The 25,670-nt window shown below is 65.9% G+C and carries 26 protein-coding genes; 7 read left to right on the top strand and 19 right to left on the bottom strand.

All coding sequences use genetic code 11. The features are described 5' to 3' along the window. Positions 1 to 22: 22 nt before the first annotated feature. From QX010_RS27235 to QX010_RS27225, 3 genes are all read right to left on the bottom strand, one after another. Positions 23 to 271, bottom strand: coding sequence for a hypothetical protein (locus QX010_RS27235; RefSeq protein ID WP_316182918.1), 249 nt, complete (start codon positions 269 to 271; stop codon positions 23 to 25). A gap of 157 nt (positions 272 to 428) precedes the next feature. Continuing rightward, a complete protein-coding gene (locus tag QX010_RS27230) occupies positions 429 to 665 on the bottom strand; it encodes a transcriptional regulator (RefSeq protein WP_316182917.1) in 237 nt (78 codons plus the stop codon). A gap of 136 nt (positions 666 to 801) precedes the next feature. Next, positions 802 to 1,008 (bottom strand): cold-shock protein, encoded by a 207-nt coding sequence (locus tag QX010_RS27225; RefSeq protein WP_315715242.1) that lies wholly within the window; start codon positions 1,006 to 1,008, stop codon positions 802 to 804. A 458-nt stretch (positions 1,009 to 1,466) separates the two neighbouring features. Here QX010_RS27225 and rpsU point away from each other — a divergent pair, with 458 nt between their 5' ends. Then, entirely contained in the window at positions 1,467 to 1,790 is a 324-nt protein-coding gene (rpsU, locus tag QX010_RS27220; RefSeq protein WP_316182939.1) for a 30S ribosomal protein S21, read from the top strand. A gap of 47 nt (positions 1,791 to 1,837) precedes the next feature. Here the strand turns inward: rpsU and QX010_RS27215 are convergent, their stop codons facing one another. The 11 genes from QX010_RS27215 to cobS form a co-directional block, all read right to left on the bottom strand. Beyond that, positions 1,838 to 2,026 carry a hypothetical protein gene (locus QX010_RS27215; RefSeq protein WP_316182916.1) on the bottom strand — a complete coding sequence of 63 codons (189 nt, stop codon included), beginning with the start codon at positions 2,024 to 2,026 and terminating at the stop codon, positions 1,838 to 1,840. Positions 2,027 to 2,287: 261 nt separating this feature from the next. Beyond that, entirely contained in the window at positions 2,288 to 3,898 is a 1,611-nt protein-coding gene (locus QX010_RS27210) for an ABC transporter ATP-binding protein (protein ID WP_316182915.1), read from the bottom strand. 131 nt (positions 3,899 to 4,029) lie between these two features. Beyond that, positions 4,030 to 4,869 (bottom strand): ABC transporter permease, encoded by an 840-nt coding sequence (locus tag QX010_RS27205; protein WP_316182914.1) that lies wholly within the window; start codon positions 4,867 to 4,869, stop codon positions 4,030 to 4,032. Continuing rightward, positions 4,866 to 5,837 carry an ABC transporter permease gene (locus QX010_RS27200; protein WP_315800580.1) on the bottom strand — a complete coding sequence of 324 codons (972 nt, stop codon included), beginning with the start codon at positions 5,835 to 5,837 and terminating at the stop codon, positions 4,866 to 4,868. The genes QX010_RS27205 and QX010_RS27200 overlap by 4 nt, the downstream gene beginning before the upstream one ends. A gap of 80 nt (positions 5,838 to 5,917) precedes the next feature. Further along, positions 5,918 to 7,465, bottom strand: coding sequence for an ABC transporter substrate-binding protein (locus QX010_RS27195; RefSeq protein ID WP_315800581.1), 1,548 nt, complete (start codon positions 7,463 to 7,465; stop codon positions 5,918 to 5,920). A gap of 309 nt (positions 7,466 to 7,774) precedes the next feature. Further along, entirely contained in the window at positions 7,775 to 8,200 is a 426-nt protein-coding gene (locus tag QX010_RS27190; RefSeq protein WP_315800582.1) for a hypothetical protein, read from the bottom strand. A 194-nt stretch (positions 8,201 to 8,394) separates the two neighbouring features. Next, positions 8,395 to 9,495 carry an LLM class flavin-dependent oxidoreductase gene (locus QX010_RS27185; RefSeq protein WP_316182913.1) on the bottom strand — a complete coding sequence of 367 codons (1,101 nt, stop codon included), beginning with the start codon at positions 9,493 to 9,495 and terminating at the stop codon, positions 8,395 to 8,397. 217 nt (positions 9,496 to 9,712) lie between these two features. After that, the gene (locus QX010_RS27180) at positions 9,713 to 10,825 is read right to left on the bottom strand and encodes an NADH:flavin oxidoreductase/NADH oxidase (RefSeq protein ID WP_316182912.1); all 1,113 of its coding nucleotides are present in this window, start codon (positions 10,823 to 10,825) and stop codon (positions 9,713 to 9,715) included. A gap of 103 nt (positions 10,826 to 10,928) precedes the next feature. Continuing rightward, positions 10,929 to 12,005: an esterase-like activity of phytase family protein gene (locus QX010_RS27175; RefSeq protein WP_316182911.1), complete on the bottom strand. Its 1,077-nt coding sequence runs from the start codon at positions 12,003 to 12,005 to the stop codon at positions 10,929 to 10,931. Between the two features lie 64 nt (positions 12,006 to 12,069). Further along, positions 12,070 to 13,971 carry a cobaltochelatase subunit CobT gene (cobT, locus tag QX010_RS27170; RefSeq protein WP_315800586.1) on the bottom strand — a complete coding sequence of 634 codons (1,902 nt, stop codon included), beginning with the start codon at positions 13,969 to 13,971 and terminating at the stop codon, positions 12,070 to 12,072. A gap of 144 nt (positions 13,972 to 14,115) precedes the next feature. Next, complete coding sequence (cobS, locus tag QX010_RS27165; protein WP_315800587.1) at positions 14,116 to 15,114, bottom strand: cobaltochelatase subunit CobS; 999 nt, start codon at positions 15,112 to 15,114, stop codon at positions 14,116 to 14,118. A 296-nt stretch (positions 15,115 to 15,410) separates the two neighbouring features. On the opposite strand from cobS, the gene QX010_RS27160 reads away from it, so the two are divergent. Beyond that, positions 15,411 to 16,067: a DedA family protein gene (locus tag QX010_RS27160; RefSeq protein WP_316182910.1), complete on the top strand. Its 657-nt coding sequence runs from the start codon at positions 15,411 to 15,413 to the stop codon at positions 16,065 to 16,067. Between the two features lie 4 nt (positions 16,068 to 16,071). Here QX010_RS27160 and QX010_RS27155 read toward each other — a convergent pair whose 3' ends face one another. Next, a complete protein-coding gene (locus QX010_RS27155) occupies positions 16,072 to 17,295 on the bottom strand; it encodes a citrate synthase family protein (protein ID WP_315800589.1) in 1,224 nt (407 codons plus the stop codon). An 82-nt stretch (positions 17,296 to 17,377) separates the two neighbouring features. Here QX010_RS27155 and QX010_RS27150 point away from each other — a divergent pair, with 82 nt between their 5' ends. Beyond that, positions 17,378 to 18,466: a citrate synthase/methylcitrate synthase gene (locus QX010_RS27150; protein ID WP_316182909.1), complete on the top strand. Its 1,089-nt coding sequence runs from the start codon at positions 17,378 to 17,380 to the stop codon at positions 18,464 to 18,466. 43 nt (positions 18,467 to 18,509) lie between these two features. On the opposite strand, the gene QX010_RS27145 is transcribed toward QX010_RS27150, so the two are convergent. Then, positions 18,510 to 19,154 (bottom strand): J domain-containing protein, encoded by a 645-nt coding sequence (locus QX010_RS27145; protein WP_315800591.1) that lies wholly within the window; start codon positions 19,152 to 19,154, stop codon positions 18,510 to 18,512. 110 nt (positions 19,155 to 19,264) lie between these two features. Here QX010_RS27145 and QX010_RS27140 point away from each other — a divergent pair, with 110 nt between their 5' ends. Continuing rightward, complete coding sequence (locus tag QX010_RS27140) at positions 19,265 to 19,534, top strand: BolA family protein (RefSeq protein WP_315800592.1); 270 nt, start codon at positions 19,265 to 19,267, stop codon at positions 19,532 to 19,534. A 68-nt stretch (positions 19,535 to 19,602) separates the two neighbouring features. On the opposite strand, the gene QX010_RS27135 is transcribed toward QX010_RS27140, so the two are convergent. The 3 genes from QX010_RS27135 to QX010_RS27125 all read right to left on the bottom strand — a co-directional run bounded on the left by QX010_RS27135 (position 19,603) and on the right by QX010_RS27125 (position 22,791). After that, entirely contained in the window at positions 19,603 to 20,907 is a 1,305-nt protein-coding gene (locus QX010_RS27135; protein WP_315800593.1) for an HlyC/CorC family transporter, read from the bottom strand. 73 nt (positions 20,908 to 20,980) lie between these two features. After that, entirely contained in the window at positions 20,981 to 22,129 is a 1,149-nt protein-coding gene (gene aroB / locus QX010_RS27130) for a 3-dehydroquinate synthase (RefSeq protein WP_316182908.1), read from the bottom strand. Continuing rightward, a complete protein-coding gene (locus QX010_RS27125) occupies positions 22,126 to 22,791 on the bottom strand; it encodes a shikimate kinase (protein WP_315800595.1) in 666 nt (221 codons plus the stop codon). The genes aroB and QX010_RS27125 overlap by 4 nt, the downstream gene beginning before the upstream one ends. A gap of 339 nt (positions 22,792 to 23,130) precedes the next feature. Between QX010_RS27125 and QX010_RS27120 the strand changes: the two genes are divergently transcribed. From QX010_RS27120 to QX010_RS27110, 3 genes are all read left to right on the top strand, one after another. Next, a complete protein-coding gene (locus tag QX010_RS27120; RefSeq protein ID WP_315800919.1) occupies positions 23,131 to 23,277 on the top strand; it encodes a histidine kinase in 147 nt (48 codons plus the stop codon). Positions 23,278 to 23,448: 171 nt separating this feature from the next. Continuing rightward, positions 23,449 to 24,405, top strand: a complete 957-nt coding sequence (gene xerD, locus QX010_RS27115; RefSeq protein ID WP_315800596.1) for a site-specific tyrosine recombinase XerD — start codon at positions 23,449 to 23,451, stop codon at positions 24,403 to 24,405. Positions 24,406 to 24,624: 219 nt separating this feature from the next. Beyond that, complete coding sequence (locus QX010_RS27110; RefSeq protein ID WP_315800597.1) at positions 24,625 to 25,587, top strand: acetyl-CoA carboxylase carboxyltransferase subunit alpha; 963 nt, start codon at positions 24,625 to 24,627, stop codon at positions 25,585 to 25,587. The last annotated feature ends 83 nt before the right edge of the window (positions 25,588 to 25,670 follow it).

Below are 25,670 nucleotides of genomic sequence, written 5' to 3'. Positions count from 1 at the left end.
GGCCCGCGCGTGGCGGATCGCCTCAGATCATGCGCAGGTGGATGACGCCGTCGGTCACCTCGCCACGGGCGAACCGCTCACGCGCCATCTGCTCGAACGCCGTGCGGTTTCGCTGCAGATAGGCCAACGCCTGATTGCGTGTGCAGAAGCAGGTCTCGAGATGACAGACCTGCCGTGTGGCACCGATTGCGAGCGCGAATGCGATCGTCTGGGTTCCACGCTGCGTCTCGTGCTTGGCAATGCGAACGTCTGTAGCGGTCGACTTGGCCACGTCAGCCTCCTCGGTACGAAGGTCGGGTCTGTACGCGGAACACGGTCGGGGTGTCGCAATCAGGCATGGATCGCTCGTCTGTTCGAGCACCGGCAACGGATCTGAAGTTCCGATGGTTCACCGGGCAACCGACGCCGCAAGGCGAGATGAAGCAGCCCTAGCGAGCGACCTTCTTGCGCCGCTTCGGCGCAGGCGCCGCATCAGACCCCGCTTGCGCAGCTTCCGCTTCCTTGGCGAGCCGCAACACGCGCAGCCGCTCCATGTTCTTGCGGACCGCCATCGCGCGCTGATCCCATTCGGCGCGCGCCTTCGCCCCGTCCTCGGCGGCGACGCGCTGGCGCTCCGACCGCGCGATGCTTTCGGGGGAGCGCTCTGACATCTTCTTGGTAGCCATCGACTGATCCTTCCGGAGATGCGGGTTACCGTCGAGACGCAGAAAGCCCGCTCAATACAGGATCGAGCGGGCAAACCAGCCATTTCAGTACATCCGTGAAATGGCCTAAGACGTCAGAGACGTCTGATCAGTACGGTCAGACCAGCGCGAGATTTTCTGCGCTGGTTTTACCGCGCATCTTGTCCGTCTTGACCTCAAAACTGACTTTCTGGCCCTCAGCCAGACCGGCGAGACCAGCGCGTTCAACCGCGCTGATGTGAACGAACACGTCGTTCCCGCCATCCTGCGGCTGAATGAAACCAAAGCCCTTCTGGCCATTGAACCACTTGACGGTACCCTGCATGTCTATCTCCAAATCATTCATCGCGCGACCATCACGCGATCTCATTCAACTGAGCGATGACTTTTGGAAATAGCCCACAGGCACATTCAGAAAGGCACAGCGGCTAATCGAACTACCTCAAGGTAGAGATTTTCTGGGGGATTACAAGGCCGCGCGGCGAATATAGTTTGCCGAGGGCCGGAACCGTTGAGTCGGCTCGCGCTGGCAATATCAGCAGATTGCCCTTATCTTCACAGCACCATCGGTAACGGCCTGGCCATCGATGGCTGAGAGACACTCGTGCTCCCGCCTTCCGACGAAGGGGATCACCGTGTCTCGCACGCATCGTGCCTCATCACATTGTGAGCAACACGTTTCATTGGTGCCGCTCAGCTGAGCGCGCCGCTCTCCCCGCCGCAGCGCCGATCGGCTTCGCCAACCGAATTTCATCGATAGAGATGAAGACAAGGAGGACACTTTTGCAGGTTCTTGTTCGTGACAACGACGTCGAGAAGGCGCTGCGCATCCTGAAGCGGAAGATGCAGCGCGAAGGCGTATTCCGCGAGATGAAGCGCCGCAGATCCTACGAGAAGCCATCGGAACGCAAGACGCGCGAGAAATCCGATGCGATCAGGCGCCAACGCAAAGTCGCGCGCAAGCAGGCCATCCGCGAAGGCTTGCTGCCGGCCCCGGTCAAGAAGGTACCTGCAGCGCGGCCGGGCGCGCTTCCCTCAACGACCTCGACGCGCATCGAACGTGAACGGCCGCGGGACGAGCTCACCGCTACGCCTCCGCGCAGCTGAGCGAGCGACGGCATGGCCGCCGAATACGACGGGAAGAGGCTGGCGGTTCACGCCAGCTTCTTCGGCTGTTTACCGGCGCTGTCGGCCGCTTCACGCGCCAAGCGCTCGGCCTTCAGTCGCTCGCGATTCTGATCGAACGCGGTCTGCGCCTTTTCATATTCACTTCTCGTCGGCTCGACCGGCTTGAAGGCTTTTTGCGCCTCGCGCACGGCGGCCGTTGGCTTGCGCTCCGACATGATGAAAGTCCTCGTTGGGATGGTGAGCGCCGCTGCGACATCCTGTCGAGACTGGCGCTGCATGGGCACGGTTCAATGACGGCCTCGGGTAGAGGGAGCACGAGCCCGCTCTCTTGGCGCGGACCAGCTTGGGCGACCACTCTGCGACGCCATCGGGGTCCAATGCTATTATAATCCAAATACGCCGAAGATGTTGCAAGTAATTGAACCCGGCCCGGCACGATGCGCCATGGTTCCGACCGGCGGTCGGTTTACGCACAATCACGCCATTCCGTGCTTGCGGCCGGGAACGGCAGCGAGCAGCTCGCGGGTATAGGCGTGTTCGGGATTGGCGAACAGCGCGGCGGTCGGCTTCAGCTCGACGATCTCGCCCTTCTGCATGACGGCGATCCGATCGCAGATCTGCGCGGCCACCCGCAGGTCATGCGTGATGAACAGCATCGACAGACCAAGGCGCGCCTTCAAATCTTCCAGCAGCCGCAGCACCTGCGCCTGGACGGACACGTCGAGCGCCGACACCGCTTCGTCCGCGACGATGATCTCCGGATCGAGCGCGAGCGCGCGCGCGATGCCGATGCGCTGACGCTGGCCGCCGGAGAATTCGTGCGGATAGCGGCCGATCGCGCCCGCGTCGAGCCCGACCATGCCGAGCAGCTCCTGGGCGCGCTTCAGCGCGGCATCGAGCGGCGTGCCGCGCGCGACCATGCCGTCGGCGATGATGCGGCCGACCTTGCGGCGCGGGTTGAGCGAGGCGAACGGATCCTGGAAGATCATTTGGATGCGATGACGCTGCGCACGCAAGGCGCCGCCCTCCAGCGCCGTGAGATCGACGTCGCCGATCCGCACCGTGCCGCGATCGACCTCGATCAGCCGCATCACGAGACGCGCGACGGACGACTTTCCCGAGCCGGACTCGCCGACGAGGCCGAGCGTCTCGCCCTGATGGATCGCGAAATTGACCGCATGCGCAGCGCGCGTCTCGCGCTTCGGGCGGAACCAGCCGGTCGGCGTCACATAGGTCTTGTCGAGGCCGATCACCTCCACCGCCCGGGGAGCAGCCTCGCGTGATTGACGCGGCGGCGGGTCGAACGACGGCACGGCCGCGAGCAGCGCCTTGGTGTAGTCGTGCTGCGGCTGGCCGAGCACGGCGGCGGCCGAGCCCTCCTCCACCACCTTGCCATGGCGCAGCACAACGACCTGGTCAGCGATGTCGGCGACGACGCCGAAATCATGGGTGATGAACATCACCGCCATGTTGTGGCTGGCCTGCAGGTTGCGGATCAGCTTGAGGATCTGCGCCTGGGTCGTCACGTCGAGCGCGGTGGTCGGCTCGTCGGCGACCAGCACCGCCGGTTCGAGCGCCAGCGCCATCGCGATCATCGCGCGCTGGCGCTGGCCGCCGGAGAGCTGATGTGGATAGGCGCGGATGATCCGTTCGGGATCGGGCAGGCCGACCTCGCGCACCAGCGCCAGCGCCTTCGCGCGGCGCTCGCGAGGGCTCAGCAGATCATGCGCCTCGAACACCTCCATCAATTGGTCGCCGATCCGCATCAAGGGATTGAGTGCGGTCATCGGCTCCTGGAACACCATGGCGATGCGGCGGCCGCGCAGATCGCGCCAGCCGTCCTCATCGACGGCAAGCAGGTCGCGCCCCTCGAAGCTGATCTCGCCGCTCTCGACGTTCACCGTATCGGGCAGCAGCCCGAGCAGCGCATGCGCGCACATCGACTTGCCCGAGCCGGATTCGCCGACCACGCAGACGATCCTGCCGGCGGGGAGATCGAACGAGACGCCGTCGACCGCGTGGGTGCGCTCGGCGCCTTTGGGCAAGGCGATGCGCAGGTTCCTGATGGCAACGACAGAGTCAGCCATGGCTCACCGCCACAGCGTCGTAGGGTGGGCAAAGCGAAGCGTGCCCACCATCGGCAGATGAGGTCGAAAAATCGGTGGGCACGGCGCGGTGCGCCTTTGCCCACCCTGCGGACTCATGGTCGATCATGGCCTCACCTGCCCTCGCGCGACAGGCGCGGGTTGAGGGCATCGTTCAGGCCCTCGCCGATCAAATTGAGGCCGAGCACCGACAGCAGGATCGCGACGCCGGGAAACACCGTGATCCACCACGCTTGGCGAATGACGGTGCGGCCGGCGCCGACCATGTAGCCCCAGGAGATCAGGTTGGGATCGCCGAGCCCGAGGAACGACAGCGAGGATTCCAGCAGGATCGCGGTCGCGACCATCAGCGAGGCCAGCACGATGACAGGCGACAGCGCGTTGGGCAGGATCTCGCGCCAGATGATCCAGGCATTGCTCTGGCCGGTGACGACCGCAGCCTGGACATATTCGCGGGTGCGCAGGCTCAGCACCTCGCCGCGGACGAGACGCGCCACCGGTGGCCAGCTGACGAGGCCGATCGCGGCGACGATCGAATAGATCGAGGGCTGCAGGATCGCCACCAGCACGATCGCGAGCGCGAAGCTCGGGATGGTCTGGAAGAACTCCGTGAAGCGCATCAGCGCGTCGTCGACACGGCCGCCGAAATAGCCGGCGATGGCGCCGAGCGGCACGCCGACGATCAGCGCCACCAGCGTCGAGACCAGCCCGACCAGCAGCGAGACGCGAGCCCCGAAGATCAGGCCGGCCAGCACGTCGCGCCCGAGCGCGTCGGTACCGAGCGGGACCTTGGACAGCGTGAACGGCGGAACGAACGGCCGCTGTACCATGCGCCACGGCGAGTTCGGGAAGTAGAGCGGTCCGGCGACCGCGATCACGATCGCGAGCACGAGAATGATCAGCCCGATGACGCCGCTCGGGCTGCGCAGCATGGTGCGCCAGAACTGCCTCATGAGGCGTACTCGATGCGCGGATCGACCAGACGGTAGACGAGGTCGGTGACGAGGTTGAAGATCAGCACCATGGCCGAGGACACCACGAACACGCCGAGCAGGAGATTGTAGTCACGCTGGATCAGCGCGTCGTACATCAGCCGGCCGATGCCCGGCCATGCGAACACCGTCTCCGTCAAGACCGCGCCGCCGACCAGCGTGCCGGCATGAACGCCAGCCAGGGTCACCACCGGCAGCAGCGCGTTGCGCAGCACGTGGCGGCGCAGGATGACGCCGTCGCGCAGCCCCTTGGCGCGCGCGGTCTTGACGAAATCGAGCCGCTTGACCTCGAGCATGGAAGCGCGGGTCATGCGGGTGTAGGTCGCCATGAAGAACAGCCCGAGCGTCGCAGCCGGCATGGCGAGATGCGCGGCGACGTCGAGCGCGTGGCGGACTCCCGTATAGCCGGCACCGATCGTCTCATAGCCGAAGCTCGGCAGCCAATCGACCCAGACCGAGAACAACAGGATCGCGATCAGCGCGATCCAGAACAGCGGCGTTGCGTAGAAGATCAGCGCGAGCACCGTGATCGCGGTGTCGAGGATGGTGCCGGCGAAGCGCGCGGCGAGCACACCGAACAGGATGCCGAGACCGAGCGAGATCGCGAACGCCGTCAGCGTCAGCAGCAGCGTCGCCGGCAGCCGCTCGGCGATCAGCCTGGCGACCGGCGCCTGCTGGCGGAACGAGAAGCCGAGATCGAGGCTGGCGATGCCCTTGACGTAGATCAGCAGCTGCTCCGGCAGCGGACGGTCGAGGCCGAACTTCTCGCGCAACTGCGCCACGAAGATCTGGTCGGAGGCGCCGGCCTCGCCGGCCATGACCACGGCCGGATCGCCCGGCGCCAGCCGGATCAGGAAGAAATTCAGCACGATGATGGCGAGAAGGACGATGATGCCTTTCACGACGCGCTGAGCGATGAAGGAGAGCATGAAAGGTCCGTGAAGGTCAGCTCGGGAGGACAGCGAAGCACCGGAGCGCGGGGATCATGGCCGCGCCCCGGAGTGCACCGCTATTTGTCGAGCCAAGCGTCGCGGAAGCCGTCGTTGACGCCGATGCCGGTGGTGATCAGGTTCTTCACCTTGCACTTGGTGATGGTCGGGAACTGGAGCTCAAGCAGCCAGGCCACGGGCACGTCCTCAGCCAAGATCTTCTGCACCTTGTCGTAGGCTTCCTTGCGCTTGGCGTCGGTCGGCGCCGTCGCGCCCTCGGCGAACAGCTTGTCCACTTCGGGATTGGAATAGCCTTCGACATTGTTGAACAATTGGCCCTTGGCGATCGCCGAGGTGATGTAGTTGCGGGACACGCCGAGCGCGGGATCGCCGTACTGGTAGAGATAGGTGAAGGCGATGTCGTAGTCCCACTCCATGATCTTCTGGTTGCCGCCGGGCACGTCGGTCGCGATCGTCTCGATGTTCATGCCGACATCCTGCAGGTTCTGCTTCACCGCCTCGCCCCAGCGCTGCCAGGTCTCGCCATAGGCGAGCGGCAGCATGCGGATCTTCTCGCCCTTGTAGCCGGCTTCCTTCAAGAGCGCCTTGGCCTTGGCCGGATCGTACGGATATTTCGGCACGTCATCGGAATAGAACTTGATGGTCGAGGCCGACGGACCGGTCGCCACCTTGCCGAGGCCGTTCCAGATCACGTCCTTGGCGAAGTCGCGGTCGATGGCATACATGATCGCCTGGCGCACCTTCTTGTTGGCCAGGATCGGATGCCGGTTGTTGAGCCACATCCAGGCCAGCGGCGAGAAAAACTCCCAGCCGGCACCGGTGACGCAGGCGCCCGGCAGCTTGGAGACGCGCGGCACGTCGAAATTCTCGATCGAGCCGCCCGGCAGCACATCGACCTTGCCGGTCTCGAAGGCCACCGCGCGCGCCGCGGCGTCGGGAATGATCTGCCAGTAGACCTCGTCGAGATAGGGCTTGCCCTTCTCGTGGTAGTTCGGATTTTTCACCATCCGGATGAAGGAGCCCTTCTGCCATTCCTTGAACATGAAAGGGCCGGTGCCGATCGGCGCGTTGTTGTTCGGATTGGTCTTGTAGTCGGTGCCTTCATACAGGTGCTTCGGCACCATCGGCATCGAGCCGACCTCGAAAATACCGATGAAGGGACCGAACGGCTCCTTCAGCGTGAACACCACCGTGAGATCGTCCGGCGCCTCGACCTTCTCGACGATTGCGAGGTTGTTGCGGGCGCGCGCATGCGTCTGCTTCAGCATCTCGATCGAGAACAGCACGTCGGCAGATGTGAACGGCTTGCCGTCGTGCCAAGTCACGCCAGGCTTGAGCTTGAAGGTGTAGACCTTGGCATCCGGGCTGATGGTCCAGCTCTCGGCGAGGCCGGGCAGCGGCTCGAGCTTGGGGCTGTAGCGCAGCAGGCCCTCAAAGATGTTGCCGGCGACCATCTGCGTCGGGCCGTTCTGGACCATCGCCAGCATCAGGCCCGGCGGCTCGGGCTGAATGACGGCATTGACCACGCCGCCGACCTTCGGCTCCTCCGCTTGCGCCGCGGACAGTCCGCAGCCAATGACCACACCCAGCAGCACCCGTTTCAACATGATGAACTTCCCAAATGTCCTTGCCGCCTGCAATGCATCAAGCGCGCCAACGCGCGGAATCGCCATGCGGCGTTTTGATGCTGCGCTTGCTCTGGGCGCATGGACGCCGGCTTTGTCGCGACCCCGCGCCGAAATGCAGCCTGATCATTTGCCGGATCACCGGCCGGCAAGTTGGCTCGCCGACGGTGCCGTCGCTGCTCAGTATCAGCTAGTTCCGCAGAGCAGAACTCAACGAGGAGCCTATGCGCCACCTGTTCGCCGCAAGATGAAACTCGCGACAGCGTCAGCCCAAAAATTGAACAGGGAAAATCAGCGCCGCAGACGCGCGATCGCGCCGGCAACGATCTGCATGATCACGCCGATGATCCAGCCGACCATGATCAGCGACGTCCAGACGATGTGCGGATCTTCGCGCAGGATGATGATGGCAACGGCGAAGAACGCCGTGAGGGTTGCGAGGAAGGTCCCGACGGCGCTCAGAAATTCGGCCGTGTCGATCTTCGTCTCCGTCGGCGAGTTCTCGTCATGAGGATGAAAAGGCAGTTGCGGCGTGTCGATGCCGAGATAGAAGCCCAGCGCCCCAGACAGCATCATCACGATCAGGAAGCCTTGCGTGGTCAGCAACGGAACGCTGGAGCCGACATGGGCCCCGACGAAGACGCCGCAGGCGGCGCCTGCCAGAGCCAGACCCGAGCGTTCGAGGATATGGGCAAACTTCCTGACGCGAAACCGCATGACCTGCCCCCAGATGTCAGACCCGCCACGCGCATGCAGCGGATTCGACGCCTGGATCCGTCCTAACGGCAAGACCGTCACCCAAACGTCAAATCTGAAGCTGCACTCGCGCGAAAATTTTAGCTACATTTCTTTTGACGCCAGCATTGCCCGAAAGGGAGGGGGAATGCTGGCGTCAAGATACTAGGACGTTACTAGGCGGCCTTGGTCAGGCCGGCATTGAGGTGGCTCAATCTCGGCATCACCTCCTGCTTCAACAGGCGCAGCGAGTTGTGCCAGGCTTCCGGCTTGTGCTTGTAGTCGAAGCCGAACACGCACAGCGTCCCGAAGCCGCCGACCTCGTGCCAGATCTTCTCGATCTTCTCGGTCACCGTGGCCGGCGAGCCGACGATCCAGTTGCGCTTGGCGCAATAGTCCACCGTCACGTCGGAATCCGGCACCTCGGGTGAGTGCTTCAGATAGTCCTTGAAGCCGAAATGGCCGAGCAGTGGCAGGAAATATTCGCCCATCATCCGCCCCATCATGTCGCCGGAGGACAAGCGCCAGGCTTCCTCGTCGGTCTCGGCGACGAACACCTCGCGCACCAGCCGCCAGTCATTGCGGCTGGGCTTTCGCCCGGACTTGGCCGCGCCGGCCTCGACCGAGTCCCAGTGCGACGACACATAGGCCGGGTTGAGGTTGAGGCTCATCGGGATGAAGCCGCGCTCGCCGGCGAGCTTGAGCGTGTCGGAGTTCTTCGACAGGCCGGCGACGCCGATCGGCGGATGCGGCGCCTGCACCGGCTTGATGTGCGGCTTGAGGAAGTCGAACATCACGTCGGGCTTGGTCACCGTCCAGTATTTGCCCTTGTGCGTGAACGGTGCCGGCTCGGTCCACAGACGCAGGATGATCTCCAGCGCCTCGCGCGTCATCTCGCGGTTCTGGCCGCTCATGCCGTCGACGTTGAACATCGCCCAGTCGCTCGGCAAACCGGATGCGGCAATGCCGAAATTGAGCCGGCCGTCGGACAGATGATCCAGCATCGCAACGCGGTTGGCGAGCTCGGCCGGGTGATGATAGGGCAGAAGGAAGCCGCCCGGCCCAAGCCGGATGTTCTTCGTTTCACGGAAGGCCTGCGCCAGAATGAGATCGGGTGCCGGGTGCGGCTCCCAGGGCGCGGTGTGATGCTCGCCGATCCAGGCTTCCTGATAGCCGAGTTCGTCGAGCCACCGCAGGACCTGCAGGTCCCATTCCTGCCCCTCCTTCAATCCGCACTCCGGCGGATGCGAGGGCATCGTGAAGTATCCGATTTCCATGGCGCTTTCCTCTCGCGTTTGTATTGCGGCGCATCTTTGTGATGCGCTCATCGTCACGCGAGACGAAACACGACCAGACGAGTCGGCATCGCCGCACGTGGTCTGCGAAGTCTAGCACTTCGTCCGACAGCGACAATCGTCAGCCGTGTCGCGGGCGGAATGATGACCGCAGAATTTTGCAACGCTGATGCGCAACATTGCGGTCATCAATTGCACGTCAGCGTGCGCCGAACGTCGTCTTGCCGAACAACTCCTTCTGCGTCGACGGCTGCGAGCGCCAATATTGCGGAGGTGCGGCGACCTGTCCGCCGAGCTCCGCTGCCGCGTGCCAGCCCCAGCGCGGGTCATAGAGCATGCCGCGGGCCAGCGCGACCATGTCGGCCTTGCCCGAGGCCACGATCTCCTCGGCCTGCTGCGCCTGCGTGATGAGACCGACCGCCATGGTCGGAAGCCCCGTCGCCTGTTTCACGGCCGCGGCAAACGGCACCTGGTAGCCGGGTCCGAGGGCGATCTTCTGCAACGGCGACACGCCGCCCGAGGAGACGTCGATCCAGTCGGCGCCGCGGCGCTTCAGCTCTTGCGCAAATATGATGGTCTGCTCGAGATCCCAGCCGCCGTCGACCCAGTCGGTGGCCGAGACACGCATGCCGACCGGCTTGTCCGCAGGCAAGACGGCGCGCACCGCATCGTAAACTTCGAGCGGAAAGCGCATGCGGTTCTCCAGAGACCCGCCATAGCTGTCGGTGCGCTGGTTGGCGATCGGCGACAGAAACTGATGCAACAGATAGCCATGCGCGCCGTGGAGCTCGATCGCGTCGATGCCGAGGCGCGACGCCCGTTGCGCTGCAGAAACGAACGCATCGCGAATGCGGGCCAGGCCCGCGAGATCGAGCGCCTCCGGCGCGAGCTCGCCCGCCTTGTGCGGCAAGGCCGACGGCGCCACCGTCCGCCATCCGCCGTCCGCGAGCGGAATCTGCTGTCCGCCATCCCACGGCTTGTGGCTGGAGCCCTTGCGGCCGGCATGGGCGAGCTGCATCGCGACCGCGGCCTTCGAATGTTTGCGAACCGAGGCCAGGATCGGCTTCAGCGCAGCTTCCGTCACATCGTCCCACAGCCCGAGACAGCCCGGCGTGATGCGCCCGATCGGCTCGACATGCGTCGCCTCGATGCAGAACATCGCCGCGCCTGACAGCGCCAGCGTGTTGATGTGGGTGAAGTGCCAGTCATTGGCAGCGCCATTCTCGGCCGAGTACTGGCACATCGGCGACACCATGATGCGGTTGGCGAGTTCGAGACTGCGCAGCTTGATCGGAGTGAACAGGGCGCTCATGCTGAGTTCCAGGTTGTGACGGTTGACGCGATGATCCGATGGCCGCGAGTGTCGATCATGGACGAGCCGCGGTCAACGCGAGCCGCCGCAGCGGTATCGCTGCTCACTCCATCAGCGTGAACTGCAGCAGCAGCGTGCGCTGGATCATCGAGAAGTTGTCGTCGGACACCAGCGTCAGCACGGTCTCGCCGTCCGGCGTGACATGCGCATCGATGCCCTCGAGATTGTCGATCTCCTGGCCGAGATCGGCGGAGAAGATCGCCGGACCATCGACCAGCGCGCCCGGCGCGATCTGCGCTAGCGTCAGCCGGCGGATTCGAATGCCGACCCCGTTGAACAGCGAGAACTTGCGTTCGAGCACCAGAAGATCACCGGACGGCAGCAGCACGGCATCACTGACGTCGAACTCGTTGCTACGGACGATGCTAAACTGTCCCGCGGCCGGTCCGCCGATCAGGAAGGCCAGCAGATTGCCGTTCGCGTCCAGACCGCGCTCGGACAGCGCGATCAGGGTGCCGGCGAGCGGCAGGCCCTTCGGCACGACCACCAACGCCTCCAGTCCCTTGTTGTGGGGCAGCCGTCTGGCGGCCGGCGGCAGCGGCACGATCTCGCCGCGCGCGCCGGTTCCACCCTTGGCGAAGTCGTAGCGCAGGAGCTGGTTGACGCGTTCGAGGCCGACATAGACGATGTCTCCATCGCGCGCGAGCGACTCGGAATCATACCAACCGCGATCGGTGATGGGCCGTCCGTCCGGACCAAGCAGCGGCGCCGCTTCGACGTCGGCGAGCCCCGCGATCTCGCGACCGGAATAGGCAATGCGGCCGGTGAACCAGCCGCCCTTGTCGCTGACCGCGAGGAAGCGTTCACCCTTGGCATCGAGCCGGATGCCGGACAGGCCACCGAAGCCGGGAAAAGACGAGGTCAGCGCCACGCCGCTGCGATATTGCAGCATCCCGAAGCGCAGATGCGTCCGATCACGGAGGTCGAACGAGGGCAGCGGTCGCGCGTTGACCTCGATCTTGACCGCCGATGTGACGGAGTGCTCGTCGATGGTGACGCGTCCGCGGACCGGCGCCGGCGCAAGCTGCGCGCGAGCCGTCCTGGACCATGCGAATGCCGACACTCCGCCGATGGTCAGCGCGAGAAAGCGCCTGCGGTCGGCAATCGCCTGCAGCGACATCGTCAGCGGAGCCCCCTCCCCCACCTCCTCCAAGACGGAGGAGACGCAGCCGGCCGACGGCCGCTTACGAATGCAGCCTGCGCTTTGGTCCCGGCGCAGGCTGCGGTGCCGCGTGGGTCTCCGTGAACAATTCGGCGAGCTTCTCGGTGATGGCGCCACCGAGCTCCTCGGCATCGACGATGGTCACCGCGCGACGGTAGTAGCGGGTGACGTCGTGGCCGATGCCGATCGCGATCAGCTCGACCGGCGAGCGGGTCTCGATCTCCTCGATGATGTGGCGCAGATGCCGCTCGAGATAGTTGCCGGGATTGACCGACAGCGTGGAGTCATCGACCGGCGCGCCGTCCGAGATCATCATCAGGATCTTGCGCTGCTCGGCACGCCCGAGCAGGCGCTTGTGCGCCCAGTCGAGCGCCTCGCCGTCGATGTTCTCTTTCAACAGCCCCTCGCGCATCATCAGGCCGAGATTCTTGCGCGCCCGCCGCCACGGCGCATCGGCCGACTTGTAGATGATATGGCGGAGATCGTTGAGGCGGCCGGGATTGGCCGGCTTGCCGGCGGCAAGCCACGCCTCGCGCGACTGCCCGCCCTTCCAGGCCCGCGTCGTGAAGCCGAGGATCTCGACCTTGACGCCGCAGCGCTCCAGCGTGCGGGCGAGGATGTCGGCGCAAGTCGCGGCCACCGTGATCGGTCGGCCACGCATCGAGCCGGAATTGTCGAGCAGCAGGGTCACCACGGTGTCACGGAAGGTCGCTTCCTTCTCACGCATGAACGACAGCGGTTGATAGGGGTCGATGACCACGCGCGACAGCCGCGCCGGATCGAGGATGCCTTCCTCGAGATCGAACTCCCAGGCGCGGTTCTGCTGCGCCATCAGCCGGCGCTGCAGCCGGTTGGCGAGCCGCGCCACGATGCCCTGCAGATGTGCGAGCTGCTTGTCGAGATAGGAGCGCAGCCGCTCCAGCTCGTCATGGTCGCACAGGTCTTCCGCGGCAATGACCTCGTCGAACTTCGGCGCGAAGGCGTGATATTCCGGCCCGCGCGGCTCGTTGGCGCCGCCGCGGTTCGGACGCGTCGCCTCGCCCGGCGTCTCGTCGTCGCCGAGCTCGCCGTCGTCGAGCGTGTCGGACGCCGAAGCCTGGGCGGCCTCCATCGCGCTCTCCGACATCTCGTCCGACGTCGTCTGCGCCTGGTCTGCGCTCATCTCCTGCGCGGCGTCGGATTCGGGCGAGCCCTCGGCGCCGGACTGGTCGTTGTCGCCGTCGCGGCTGTCGTCGTTGTCCTCGTCCTCTTCGGAATCGGCGTTGCGCTCGTCGCCGAGATCCAGCGCCGACAAGAGATCGTGCACGAGGTCGCCGAACTTCGCCTGATCCTCGGTGAAGCGGCCGAGCTCATCGAGACGCTGGCCGATCCTGTCCTCCAGGAACGGACGCCAGAGATCGACCACCTTGCGCGCCGCGTTCGGCGGCGCCATGCCAGTGAGGCGCTCACGCACCATCATGGCCAACGCATCCGACAGCGGTGCGTCGGCACGGTCGGTGATCTCGTCATATTTGCCGCGATGGAAGTGATCATCGAGCATCGCCGTGAGATTCTTGGCGACGCCGGCCATGCGTTTTGCACCGATCGCCTCGACACGCGCCTGCTCGACCGCCTCGAACACGCCACGCGCCTGCGGATTGCCCGGGATCAGCTTGCGATGGATTTTCGGATCGTGGCAGGCGAGCTTCAGCGCGATCGAGTCGGCATGGCCGCGCACGACGGCGGCGTCGCGCTTGGTCATCTTGCGCGCCGGCTCCGGCAGCCGGGCCTTGCCCGGCGCAAGGCCGGGACGCTCGGCCGCGAAGGAGACTTCGAGCTCAGGCGCCCTGGCGATCGCGCGCAGGCACCCCGTGACCGACCTCTTGAAAGGTTCGGTCGGTGCTTCCTTGACGCCAGGACGGGGCTTGTTGCTCGGTGTGGTCATCTGGTTCCTGCGGCTATCGTCCCGGCGAACGCCAGGCCCGATAACCACCGGCGTTCGTTTGTTCGCACTCGCTCTCCCGCATCACCCCACGAGAGAGGCCGCGGCGTATGGGTCCCGGCCCGAGGCCGGGACCACGCCGTTGTGTCAGCTCAGCGCCACGTTGATGGAGGATTCCGGCAGCTCCGCATTGAAGCAGCGCTGATAGAATTCGGCGACCAGCGGACGCTCGAGCTCGTCGCACTTGTTGAGGAACGTCACACGGAAGGCGAAGCCGATGTCACCGAAGATCTCGGCGTTCTCGGCCCAGGTGATCACCGTGCGCGGGCTCATCACCGTCGACAGATCGCCATTGGCGAAGGCGTTGCGCGTGAGGTCGGCGAGCCGCACCATCTTGTTCACGATGTCGCGTCCCTGCGCGTTCTGATAGTGCTTGGCCTTGGCCAGCACGATCTCGACCTCCTCGTCATGGGCGAGGTAGTTGAGCGTGGTGACGATCGACCAGCGGTCCATCTGGCCCTGGTTGATCTGCTGGGTGCCGTGATAGAGGCCCGAGGTATCGCCAAGGCCGATCGTATTGGCGGTCGCGAACAGGCGGAATGCCGGGTGCGGCTTGATCACCTTGTTCTGGTCGAGCAGCGTCAGGCGGCCCGACACCTCCAACACGCGCTGGATCACGAACATCACGTCCGGACGGCCGGCGTCGTATTCGTCGAACACCAGCGCGACGTTGTGCTGCAGTGCCCAGGGCAGGATGCCGTCACGGAACTCGGTCACCTGCTTGCCGTCCTTGACCACGATCGCGTCCTTGCCGACGAGGTCGATACGGCTGATGTGGCTGTCGAGATTGACCCGCACGCACGGCCAGTTGAGCCGCGCCGCGACCTGCTCGATATGGGTCGACTTGCCCGTTCCATGGTAGCCGGTCACCATCACGCGGCGGTTCTTGGCGAAGCCGGCCAGGATCGCCAGCGTGGTGGCGCGGTCGAAGCGGTAATCGGCATCGACCTCGGGAACGTGCGGGTCGGTCGCTGAAAAAGCCGGCACCTCAAGGTCGCTGTCGATCCCGAACACCTGCCGCACCGACACCTTCATGTCGGGCACACCGGTCATCTCCTGCGCATTGGTCGTAGCGGCGGTCGTCATTCATCCTCCGAGGTCCCGGGCATTCCCGAAACCAGATTTCATGTTTGGCTGCGGTTGAAGGGCTTCGACGTCAGCCTAGCAGAGAGCACGCGCGGGCAGAAGCCTAAGCCTTGATCAAAGTTCCGTCGTTATATCATCGAGATAGGCATGGGTGGCCGTTTTCGGAAGGCTGCCCTGCGAATCGTGCCACCTTTTCGCCCACCGGCTCTTCCCAGGAATCTCGACGTGGCACCCGGGGCCGGGGTTCCTACTTATCGGGAAGTCCCCGCCCCACCCTCTCCACCAACAGGAACCGCGTGGCCCATCTGCTCGACCCACTCATTGCCTTTGTCTCAGCGCATGCGGGACTGGCCTATCTCACCCTGTTTCTGGCCGCCTTGCTGGAGGCGATCCCGATCGTGGGCTCGGTAATTCCGGGCACGACCATCATCCTGGCGCTGAGCGCGCTGATTCCGGGCGGCGAGCTGACCCTGCAATGGGTGCTGGCGACGGCCGTCCTGGGCGCGGTGCTCGGGGACGGCGGGGCGTTCTGGGTCGGCCATCGCCGGCAGCGCGAGATCCTGGCGAACTGGCCATTCTCGAACTATCCGCGCCTGGTGGCGCAGAGCGAGGCCTTCTTCCACCGGTTCGGCACCCTGGCGATCTTCTTCGCCCGCTTTGTCGCGCCGATCCGAGCCGTCGTGCCGATCACGGCCGGCGCGCTCGACATCCCTCCGCTGCGCTTCTACGCCGTGAACATCCCAGCCATCGCGCTGTGGGCCTGCGCCCACGTCCTGCCCGGCGTCTTCGCGGTGCAGCTGTTGCACCGTTATGGCGGGATTCCGCATCATAGCCATATCGCCAAGTCCACCTGGATCATCGCGGCTGTCGCGGGCACGATCGTGGTCTGGCTGGTCCTCAGATTGGTGCGGAAGCGGCGCGAGTCTGAGCTCGCCGCTGGCGTCACGGATTAGAACGCTACAGCGCATCCAACATGGCTCCGCGGCCGGGCGCGGGTCCGATATAGCGAGCACGTGGGCGGATCAGGCGGCCGTGCTGCAGCTGCTCGCAGGCATGGGCGAGCCAGCCGACGCAACGTGCCATCGCGAACAGCGCCAGCTCGCTGCCGGCAGGCAGCCGCAGGCTATGCACCAGCACCGCCAGCGCATAGTCGATATTGACGAACTCGCCGGTCGCCTCGGCGATCCGCTCCGGCACCTCGCGGGTGAATTTGCGCGGCGCGCCGGCGCGCGTCAGCGCCTCCAGCAGCGAGATGGCGCGGGGGTCGCCGTGCTTGTAGACGCCGTGGCCGAAGCCGGCGAAGCGCTCGCCGAGCGCCACCCGCTCGCGGATCAGCGGCGCGACATCGCGATCAACGAGGGTCTTCACCAGTTGCGACGCCAGGACGCCGGCGCCGCCGTGCTGCGGTCCTTTGAGCGCCGCAAGACCCGCGATGACGGCATCGTAGAGACTGAGGCCCGTCGACGCCGCACAGCGGACGGTGAAGGTCGACGCGTTCAGCTCATGATCGGCCAGCAGCACCAGGGTGCGGCGGATCAGGTCCGGCGCATGTTCATGTCCGGGCGCCCAGCTCCGCGCGACCTGAACATGCAGCGGATCGGCTGAGGCGGGCTGGTTCAACATGGTTGCGACCACCAGCCGGACGATGCGCGCGCCGACCAGCGCCCGACCATCGGGAGCGCGGTTGAACGCCGCGGGATCGGCATGTGTCGCCAGCGCCAGCACCGCGATGGCCCGGTCGATCGGCGCCGCACGCCGCGCGGCATCGGCGATGAAACCCATCTCCTCCGACACGGCCGGAAGGTTGCCCGGCGCAAACGGATCGAGCGCGGTCACGTCCCACAGCAGGGTCGCAGCATGTTCCAGCGTGCCGCGCACGGCCAGGTCGACGCAATTGACGCCGCGGTAGATCGGACCGGCTTCGGTGATTGTCGACACGGCGGAATCGAACACGGGGAGGTCCGCATCGAAGCTGCGGAAGGCGCGCGGCTCGGGGGCCGGTGCGCGCCGCTCCTTCAGGGCCCGGATGTCCTCGGCGCGATAGCGGTTGCTGCGCGAATTCGGCGACGGCTCGGAGCGGACCAGTCCGCGGCTGACATAGGCGTAGAGGGTGGCCGGCGAGATCGCCAGTTCAGCCGAAGCCTCCCGGGCAGATAGGTAAAGACCGCTGTCTTTTTTCATATTGATCAGCTTAATCAAGATTGATCAAGTTGTCGACTGAGCGGATCTTGGCAGCGTGACCATTTCTCGAAGGAGACCCGCCATGACCATCCAGCTCGGCAAGACCCCCATCGGCCTCGACGGAATCGCCGCCGCCGAGACCGTGCTCAGCCACGTCGACGGCCAGCAGGGGGAGCTCATCATCGCCGGAGCGCGTGTGGCTGACCTCGCCGCCGCCAGCGGCTTCGAAGGCGTGACTGCCCGACTATGGAGCGCGGCGACGAAGCGCAGCGTCAGCGAGGCGGATGTCCGTGCCAGCCTCGGCCAGGCCCGCGCGCGCGCCTTTACGCGGCTGCCCGAGCTGCTCGCCGCGACCTCCGGCCTGTCGATCATCGACGGCTTCCGCGCCGCCATCGCGGCGCTGCGGTCCGAGCCCGGGCTCGACGACGAAGCCACGATCGTCGGCGCCTGCCCGGTGATCGCCGGCGCCCTGGTCCAGCGCGCACAGGGAGCACAGCCGATTGCGCCCGATCCTGACGCCGGCCACGCCGCAGACACCCTGCGCATGGTCCGCGGCGATACGCCTGCGGCTGGCGAGGTGGCGACGCTGGACACGTATCTCGTCACCGTCAGCGATCACGGCATGAACGCCTCGACCTTCGCCGCGCGCGTCGTCGCCTCGACCCAGGCCGACCTGTTCGCATCGGTGACCGCCGGCTATTGCGCGCTCACCGGCCCGCTGCATGGCGGGGCGCCGGAGCCGGTGCTGGAGATGCTCAACGCGATCGGCACGCGCGAGAACATCAAGCCGTGGGTCGACGCGGCGCTCGGCCGCGGCGAGCGGCTGATGGGGTTCGGACATCGGATCTATCGCGTGCGCGATCCGCGGGCCGACGTGCTCAAGGCCGCGATCGAGCGGCTGGCGGGCAGCGGCGCCGACCTGCCGTTTGCGAGCGAGGTGGAGGCTTACATCCGCCAGGCGCTGCGGCGGAAGAATCCGGAGCGGGCGCTCGACACCAATGTCGAGTTCTTCACCGCCATCCTGCTCGATGCGCTGAAGATTCCGCGCCAGGCGTTCACGCCGATCTTCGCGGTGGCGCGGGCCGCCGGCTGGACCGCCCATGCGCGGGAGCAGCAGCGGACGGGGCGGTTGATCCGGCCGAGCTCGGCCTATATCGGGCCGAAGCCCTGAGACCTTCGACGCAACGCGCGGCAGCCTCACGCGCTGCCGCGCGTCAGCCCTTCACCACCGTCTTCAGGTAGTTGTAGGCCTTGATGATCTCGATCAGGCGATCCTCGGTAGAGCGGTCGCCGCCATTGGCATCGGGATGGTGCTGCTTCACCAGCGCCTTGTACTTGACCTTGACGTCTTCCAGCGTCGCGTCGGGACCGAGGCCCATGACCTGCAGCGCCTTGCGCTCGGCGTTGAACACCTTGCGCGTCTCGGCCTTGGGGGCCGACCGGGGATCCGGGCGCCAGCTGCCGCGGCCGTTGATCTCGGCGAATACGCTGAACGGATCGGCGGCATCGCCGAGATCGCCCTCGGCGCTGCCGGTGCCGCGCTTGGCCGACGTGTTGGCCCCCATCTTCCAGGTCGGGCGGTGTCCGGTCAGCGCATCCTTCTGATAGCGCGCGACCGCCTCGGCGTTCATCCCCGAGAAGAAATTATAGGACTGGTTGTACTCGCGCACGTGATCGAGACAGAAGTGCCAATACTCGCGCGCGTTCTCGCGTCCCTTGGGCGCGCGATGCGAGCCCTTGTTCTTGCAGTCCGGCCACTGACAGGGCTGGGCCTCCTCGCGCACCACCGGCTGCCGCGCAGCCGCCTTCTTGGGCTTGATGCGGATGGAGTCGAAGAATTTGTTTGAATCGATCGGCATGGCGGACTTTGACTACGCAACGCGAAAAGCTTCAAGTCTTGACATTGCGAATACCTCGGGCGGGGACCGCCGATTGACGAAAAATAATTTGATGCGTATTTCCAGAGACCATGCGGACCCGAGATGCTATCATCAAAAAGTTGCGCGAAGCTTTCACGCCTGAAAGCCTCGATGTTCAGGACGAATCACATCTGCATGAAGGCCATATGGGCCATCAGCCGAGCGGTGAGACCCATTTCCGCGTGTATATTGTGTCGCAGGCCTTCGCGGGCAAGAGCCGTGTCGATCGCCACCGCCTGATCAACGCCGCATTGGCAGCGGAACTTGCCGGCTCGGTGCACGCGCTCGCGCTGCATGCGAAGGCGCCGGGCGAGGCTTGATCCCATCGCTTTGTTTGAGCATGATCTCTTCGGAAAACCGGCTTCCACTTTTCCGGATCATGCTCTAGCTAGAACGCCGTGCCTGCACGGCGCGGCCGCGTCTCCTCGGTTTCGCCGCGCGGCACCGGTACGATGCGCAGCGCAGTGATGCGATTGCGCTCCCGGCGCAGCACGCGAAACCGGAAGCCGTGGAACGTGAAGCTCTGGCCGCGCTCGGGGATCGAACGCGCCTCGTGAATGACGAGACCGGCAACTGTCGTTGCTTCCTCATCGGGCAGCGTCCAGTCCATCGCGCGATTGAGATCGCGGATCGGCACTGAGCCATCGACGACGACGGATCCGTCCGGCTGCACGCGCACACCCGCGACCTGCACATCCTGCTCGTCGGAGATGTCGCCGACGATCTCCTCCAGAATATCCTCCAGCGTGACGATGCCTTCGACCTCGCCATACTCGTCGACCACGAGCGCGAAATGCGTCTTGCGCCGGCGGAACGCCTTCAGCTGTTCCGACACGGACCGCATCTCGGGTACGAACCACGGCGGCAGCGCCAGTGAAGCAACGTCGATGTGCGACACGTCGCCCTCGGCGGCGCGGATCGCACGCAGCAGGTCCTTCGCATGCAGCACGCCGATGATGTTCTCCGGCGTGCCGCGCCACAGCGGGATGCGTGTGTATTCGGTGGCGAGCACCTCGCGCACCAGTTCTTCCTGCGGCAGGTCCGCATTCACCATCACCATCTCGGTGCGGTGGACCATGACGTCGGACACCTGCAATTCGCGCAGATCGAGCAGGCCGCCGAGCATGTCGCGATCCTGCTTCTCGACCTTGCCTTCATGATGCAACAGATCGACGGCGCCGCGCAGGCGTTCGGTCGGCGACAGGATCGGCTGATTGGCCCCGACCTTGAAGCCGATCAGCCGCATCAGCCCGCGCACGATCGCTTCGATCACGGCAAGCACCGGACCGAGCACGATCACCGCCGCCCGCATCGGCCTGGCGACCGCGAGCGAGACGCGATCCGGCGCGTTGATCGCGATCGTCTTCGGCAGCACCTCGGCAAAGATCACGACCAGCGCGGTCATCACGCCGGTCGCGTAGAGCACGCCGACCTCACCGAACCAGGCGGTGAAAATACCGGTCGCCAGCGCGGAGGCGCCGATATTGGCGATGTTGTTGCCGAGCAGCAGCGCGCCGATCAGCCGTTCGCGCGTGTCGAACAGGCTCGACACCACGTCGGCATCGCGATTGCCCTGCTTCGACAGCCGCAGCATCGAGGCGCGAGAGGCGCCGGTCAGCGCGGTCTCGCTCAGCGCAAAGAAGGCGGAGGCGGCGAGGAGGAGAATGACGACGGAGAGTGTGAACCAGTCCATGACGCCGATGTCGCTCTGGAGGGAGGCAGCCGATGATCCGTTGGCACTGCTCAATACGGCGTAAAGCCCGGGATCAGCTTCTGCTGCGCAATTTGGCCTGGAGAAAGTCGCGGACCCGCGCCGGATCGACGTCGTTCGCGATGACGGCGCGGCCGATGGCTTCCATCAGGATGAAGGTCAACTTGCCGCGCTTGACCTTCTTGTCCTGCGCCATCAAGGCCAAGAGCCGGTCGGCGTCGCCGATCCCCTCCTGGGCAAAGCCGGCGATGTCCTGCAGGTGGGTCGGCAGACCGGCCGCGGCAAGGTGACGCTCGATGCGCACGACGTCGTCCGGCGGCAGCATCCCGAGCTCGGCCGAGAACTGCGCCGCCAGCACCATGCCGACGGCGACGCCCTCGCCGTGGAACAGGCGATCGGAGAACCCGGTGACGGCCTCCAGCGCATGGCCGAAGGTGTGGCCGAGATTGAGCAGCGCGCGGTCGCCAGTCTCGCGCTCGTCGCGGGCCACGATCGCCGCCTTGGCGCGGCACGAGGTCGCGACCGCGTGCTCGCGCGCGGCGCCGCCTCTGACGATGTCGGCGTGATTGGCCTCGAGCCAGGCGAAGAAGCTGGCATCGCCGAGCAGGCCGTATTTGGCGACCTCGGCATAGCCGGCGCGGAACTGGCGCGGCGACAGGGTATCGAGCACGGCGGTGTCGGCGATCACCAGCACCGGCTGATGGAAGGCGCCGAGCAGGTTCTTGCCTTGCGGCGAATTGATGCCGGTCTTGCCGCCGACGGAGCTGTCGACCTGCGCCAGCAGCGAGGTCGGCACCTGCACGAAATCGACGCCGCGGCGCAGGATGGCGGCCGCGAAGCCGGCGAGATCGCCGACCACGCCGCCACCGAGCGCGACGACCAGATCGTTGCGTTCGATCCTGGCAGCGATCAGCGCCTCGCTGACCTTCTCCAGGCCGGCATAGGTCTTGGAGCCCTCGCCCTCATCGACCACGATCGTGGACGCCGGGATGCCCGCCTCCGCCAGGATCGCCTCGGTCGGCTTCAGCCAATGCGCGGCCACGGTACGGTCGGTGACGATGGCCGTGCGCACGCCCGGCCGCAGCGCCGCGATGCGCTGGCCGAGCGAAGCCAGCACGCCGCGGGCGATGACGATGTCATAGGCGCGCTCGCCGAGCGCGACGTCGACGATGATCGGATCGGAATGCTTCAGAGGTGCTGTCATCGGAGCGCGCCCATCGCGTGCGGAGGATCGGGTTGAACTGGATCGGGTTGCGGTCCGGCCGGCCCCGCCTCGGTCTCCGGTGGCGAGAAGAACGCCTGCAGCGCCTCAATGCAGTCCTCGACAACGCGATCATGCGGCACATCGCGCGAGCAGATCGTGAGATCGGCAAGCTGGTAGACCGGCTCGCGCTCGACGAGCAGGCGAGCGACCGTGCCTTCGGGATCGGCGGTCTGCAGCAGCGGCCGGTCGGCCCGCCGCCGGACGCGGCGCATGATCACGTCGGCATCGGCCTTCAGCCAAACAGAGACCGCCTTCTCATGGATGCGCCGCCGCGTCTCCTCGCGCATGAAGGCGCCGCCACCGGTTGCCAGCACACCGGGCCCGTTTTCGAGCAGCCGGGCGATCACCCGGGCCTCGCCGTTGCGGAAATAGTCCTCGCCGCGCGATTCGAAGATTTCCGGTATGGTCATGCCGGCCGCGGTCTCGATCTCGGTGTCCGCATCGACGAAGGGCAGCCGCAACCGCGCCGCGAGCCGCCGGCCCACGGTCGACTTGCCGACACCCATCATGCCGACCAGCACGATCAGCCGCTTGCCGAGGCCTGCGAGAATAGCGGTCTCCGGAGCGGCTGGGCTTGCAGCGGGTTGGGACGTGTCGGTCATATGAAGGCTTCTAACCCAGCCCCTGCTGCTTTCAAAGGCATCCTGTTCCGCGACACGCAACCGGTTCTCCCCGCGGACGTCGTTCCGGGGCGCGCGCAGCGCGAGCCCGGAACCCATACCCACAGGATGCTGTGTGAGGCAGGCTGGCTGTTGGCATCTCGCCGACGACGTCGTCCCGCGGTGATGGATTCCGGGCTCGCCGCGCTGCGCGCGCCGCCCCGGAATGAGGGAGCAAGCAGAACCGACCTCCGGACGAACGGTGGAGAGCGCCGGACTTGCCAGCCGGGTGCGAACATGTTGGATGAAACTATTCCTTCCCTGGTGGCCCGCGCGACCCCGATGCCCAGCCTGTTCCGCTTCCTGACCGTGATCGCCGTCATCGTCGGCGTGGTCTATGGCGCGATCTACGCGCTGGCGAATTTCGTCAGTCCCAAATCGCGGGAGATGACGGTGACGATCCCGCCGGACAAGTTCCAGAAGAAATGATCCGGCACGCGAGCGCGAACTCAAAAGCCACACGGCATTGATTAAGCATTTTGCGCTTCTCTGAGGTGGCCGGGCGCCGCGATATCGGCCAGATTTGCAGTCACCGCTCGATGTGCCCCGGCGAATACCTCGTAGTGATTCGATCGCCTCGGACGCAGCGGATTTCACGACATGAAGGTCAAGGCCTCCGACGCCAGGCTGATGAGCCTGTTCCTCGACATGATGGCCGCCGAGCAGGGCGCCGGTCAGAACACGCTGGACGCCTATCGCCGCGACCTCACCGATCTCTCCGAATTTCTCGGCGGCAAGGCCAACAGCTTCGCCACGGCCGACACCCAGGCGTTGCGCGACTATCTCGCCGACCTCGATACCAGGGGCTTCAAGTCCTCCAGCGTGGCGCGGCGGCTGTCGGCGATGCGGCACCTGTTCCGCTTCCTGCTGAGCGAGCGCATCCGCAGCGACGATCCCGCCGCCATCCTGTCCGGCCCGAAACGCGGCCGTTCCTTGCCCAAGGTGCTGTCGATCGGCGATGTCGACCGGATGCTGACCAGGGCCAAGGAGCTCTCCGAGGTCGGCGAGGCCTCGCCGGCGCAGCGGCTGCGCGCGCTGCGGCTGTATTGCCTGCTCGAGGTGCTGTACGCGACCGGCCTGCGCGTCTCCGAGCTGGTGGCGCTGCCGCGCACCGCGGCCCGCAACGACGCCCGCATGATCGTGGTGCGCGGCAAGGGCAACAAGGAGCGGCTGGTGCCGCTGAACCAGGCCTCGCGCCAGGCGATGGCCGACTATCTCGCCGCCCTGGATGCGCTGAAGCCTGAGAAGAAGGCCAGTGCGACATTCGGCAAATGGCTGTTTCCCTCGTTCGGCGAGAGCGGCCACCTCACCCGCCAGCACTTCGCCCGCGACCTCAAGGAACTCGCGGTGGCTAGCGGCCTGCCCGCCCGGCTGGTGTCGCCGCACGTGTTGCGCCACGCCTTCGCCAGCCATCTGCTGCACAACGGTGCCGACCTGCGCATCGTGCAGACCCTGCTCGGCCACACCGACATCTCGACCACCCAGATCTACACCCACGTGGTCGAGGAGCGCCTCAAGAGCCTGGTCCGCGACCTGCACCCGCTGGCCGAGACCTGACCTCGCTTCACACCTTCCCGAAACCAAATCCGCCGGCGTGACGCCCGGCCGGCTTGACTTCGCGCCCGTCTGCCCCGAAAGAGCGCCATCCTGCCCGCGATCCCGGCGCGATGCCTGGAGGCTGGGCACCGATCGTACCCTAAGCTCCTGAAGTCGTTCGGCTTCAGGTCCGAAGGCCGAACCGATTTCGTCTCCCAGCGCTCTTCCTTCAGCTCTTCCATGCCGGATCCCATGCGCAGCTACCTCGATTTCGAAAAGCCTGTTGCCGAGCTCGATTCCAAGGTCGACGAACTCCGGGCGATGGCCGCCTCCGGCACCGATATCGGCGAGGAGGTCAGCCGGATCGAGGAGAAGGCCGGCCAGGCGCTGGCCGAGCTCTACGCCACGCTCACGCCGTGGCAGAAGACCATGGTGGCCCGCCATCCGCAGCGGCCGCACTTCACCGACTTCGTGGGCGGGCTGATCACCGAGTTCACCCCGCTCGCCGGCGACCGCAAGTTCGGCGAGGACGCCGCTCTGCTCGGCGGCTTCGGCCGCTTCCGCGGCGAGCCGATCTGCGTGATGGGCCAGGAAAAGGGCGCCACCACCGAGTCCCGGCTCAAACACAATTTCGGCATGGCCCGTCCCGAAGGCTACCGCAAGGCGGTCCGGCTGATGGAGATGGCCGAGCGCTTCGGCATCCCCGTGCTGTCGCTGGTCGATTCCGCCGGCGCCTATCCCGGCATCGGCGCCGAGGAGCGCGGCCAGGCCGAAGCGATCGCGCGCTCGACCGACGCCTGCCTGGCGCTCGGCGTCCCGAACATCGCGATCATCACCGGCGAAGGCATGTCGGGCGGCGCGATCGCGCTGACCACCGCCAACCGGGTGCTGATGCTGGAGCACGCGATCTACAGCGTGATCTCGCCGGAAGCCGCCTCCTCGATCCTCTGGCGCGACGGCACCAAGGCGCAGGAAGCCGCCAACAGCATGAAGATCACCGCCCAGGACATGCTCCGCTTCGGCGTGGTCGACACCATTCTCAAGGAGCCGGTCGGCGGCGCCCACCGCGATCCCGCAGCAATGATCGCGGCGACCGGCGAGGCGATCGCCCAGGCGCTCGACGAGCTGAAGGGCCTCGACGCCGACGCCATCCGCAAGCAGCGCCGGCAGAAGTTCATCGAGATCGGCCGCAAGCTCGGCTGACCGGGCTTGCGCCCGGGCCTCGGCGCTCGCGGTTTTGTGAGTCTTTCCAGCCGTTTGGCCGCATTTCGGCCCCGCCGACGGGG

Source organism: Bradyrhizobium sp. SZCCHNRI1009 (assembly GCF_032487575.1).
GTDB lineage: Bacteria > Pseudomonadota > Alphaproteobacteria > Rhizobiales > Xanthobacteraceae > Bradyrhizobium.
The sequence above is the reverse complement of the archived record's forward strand: the minus strand, read 5'-3'. Positions and strand labels throughout refer to the sequence as shown.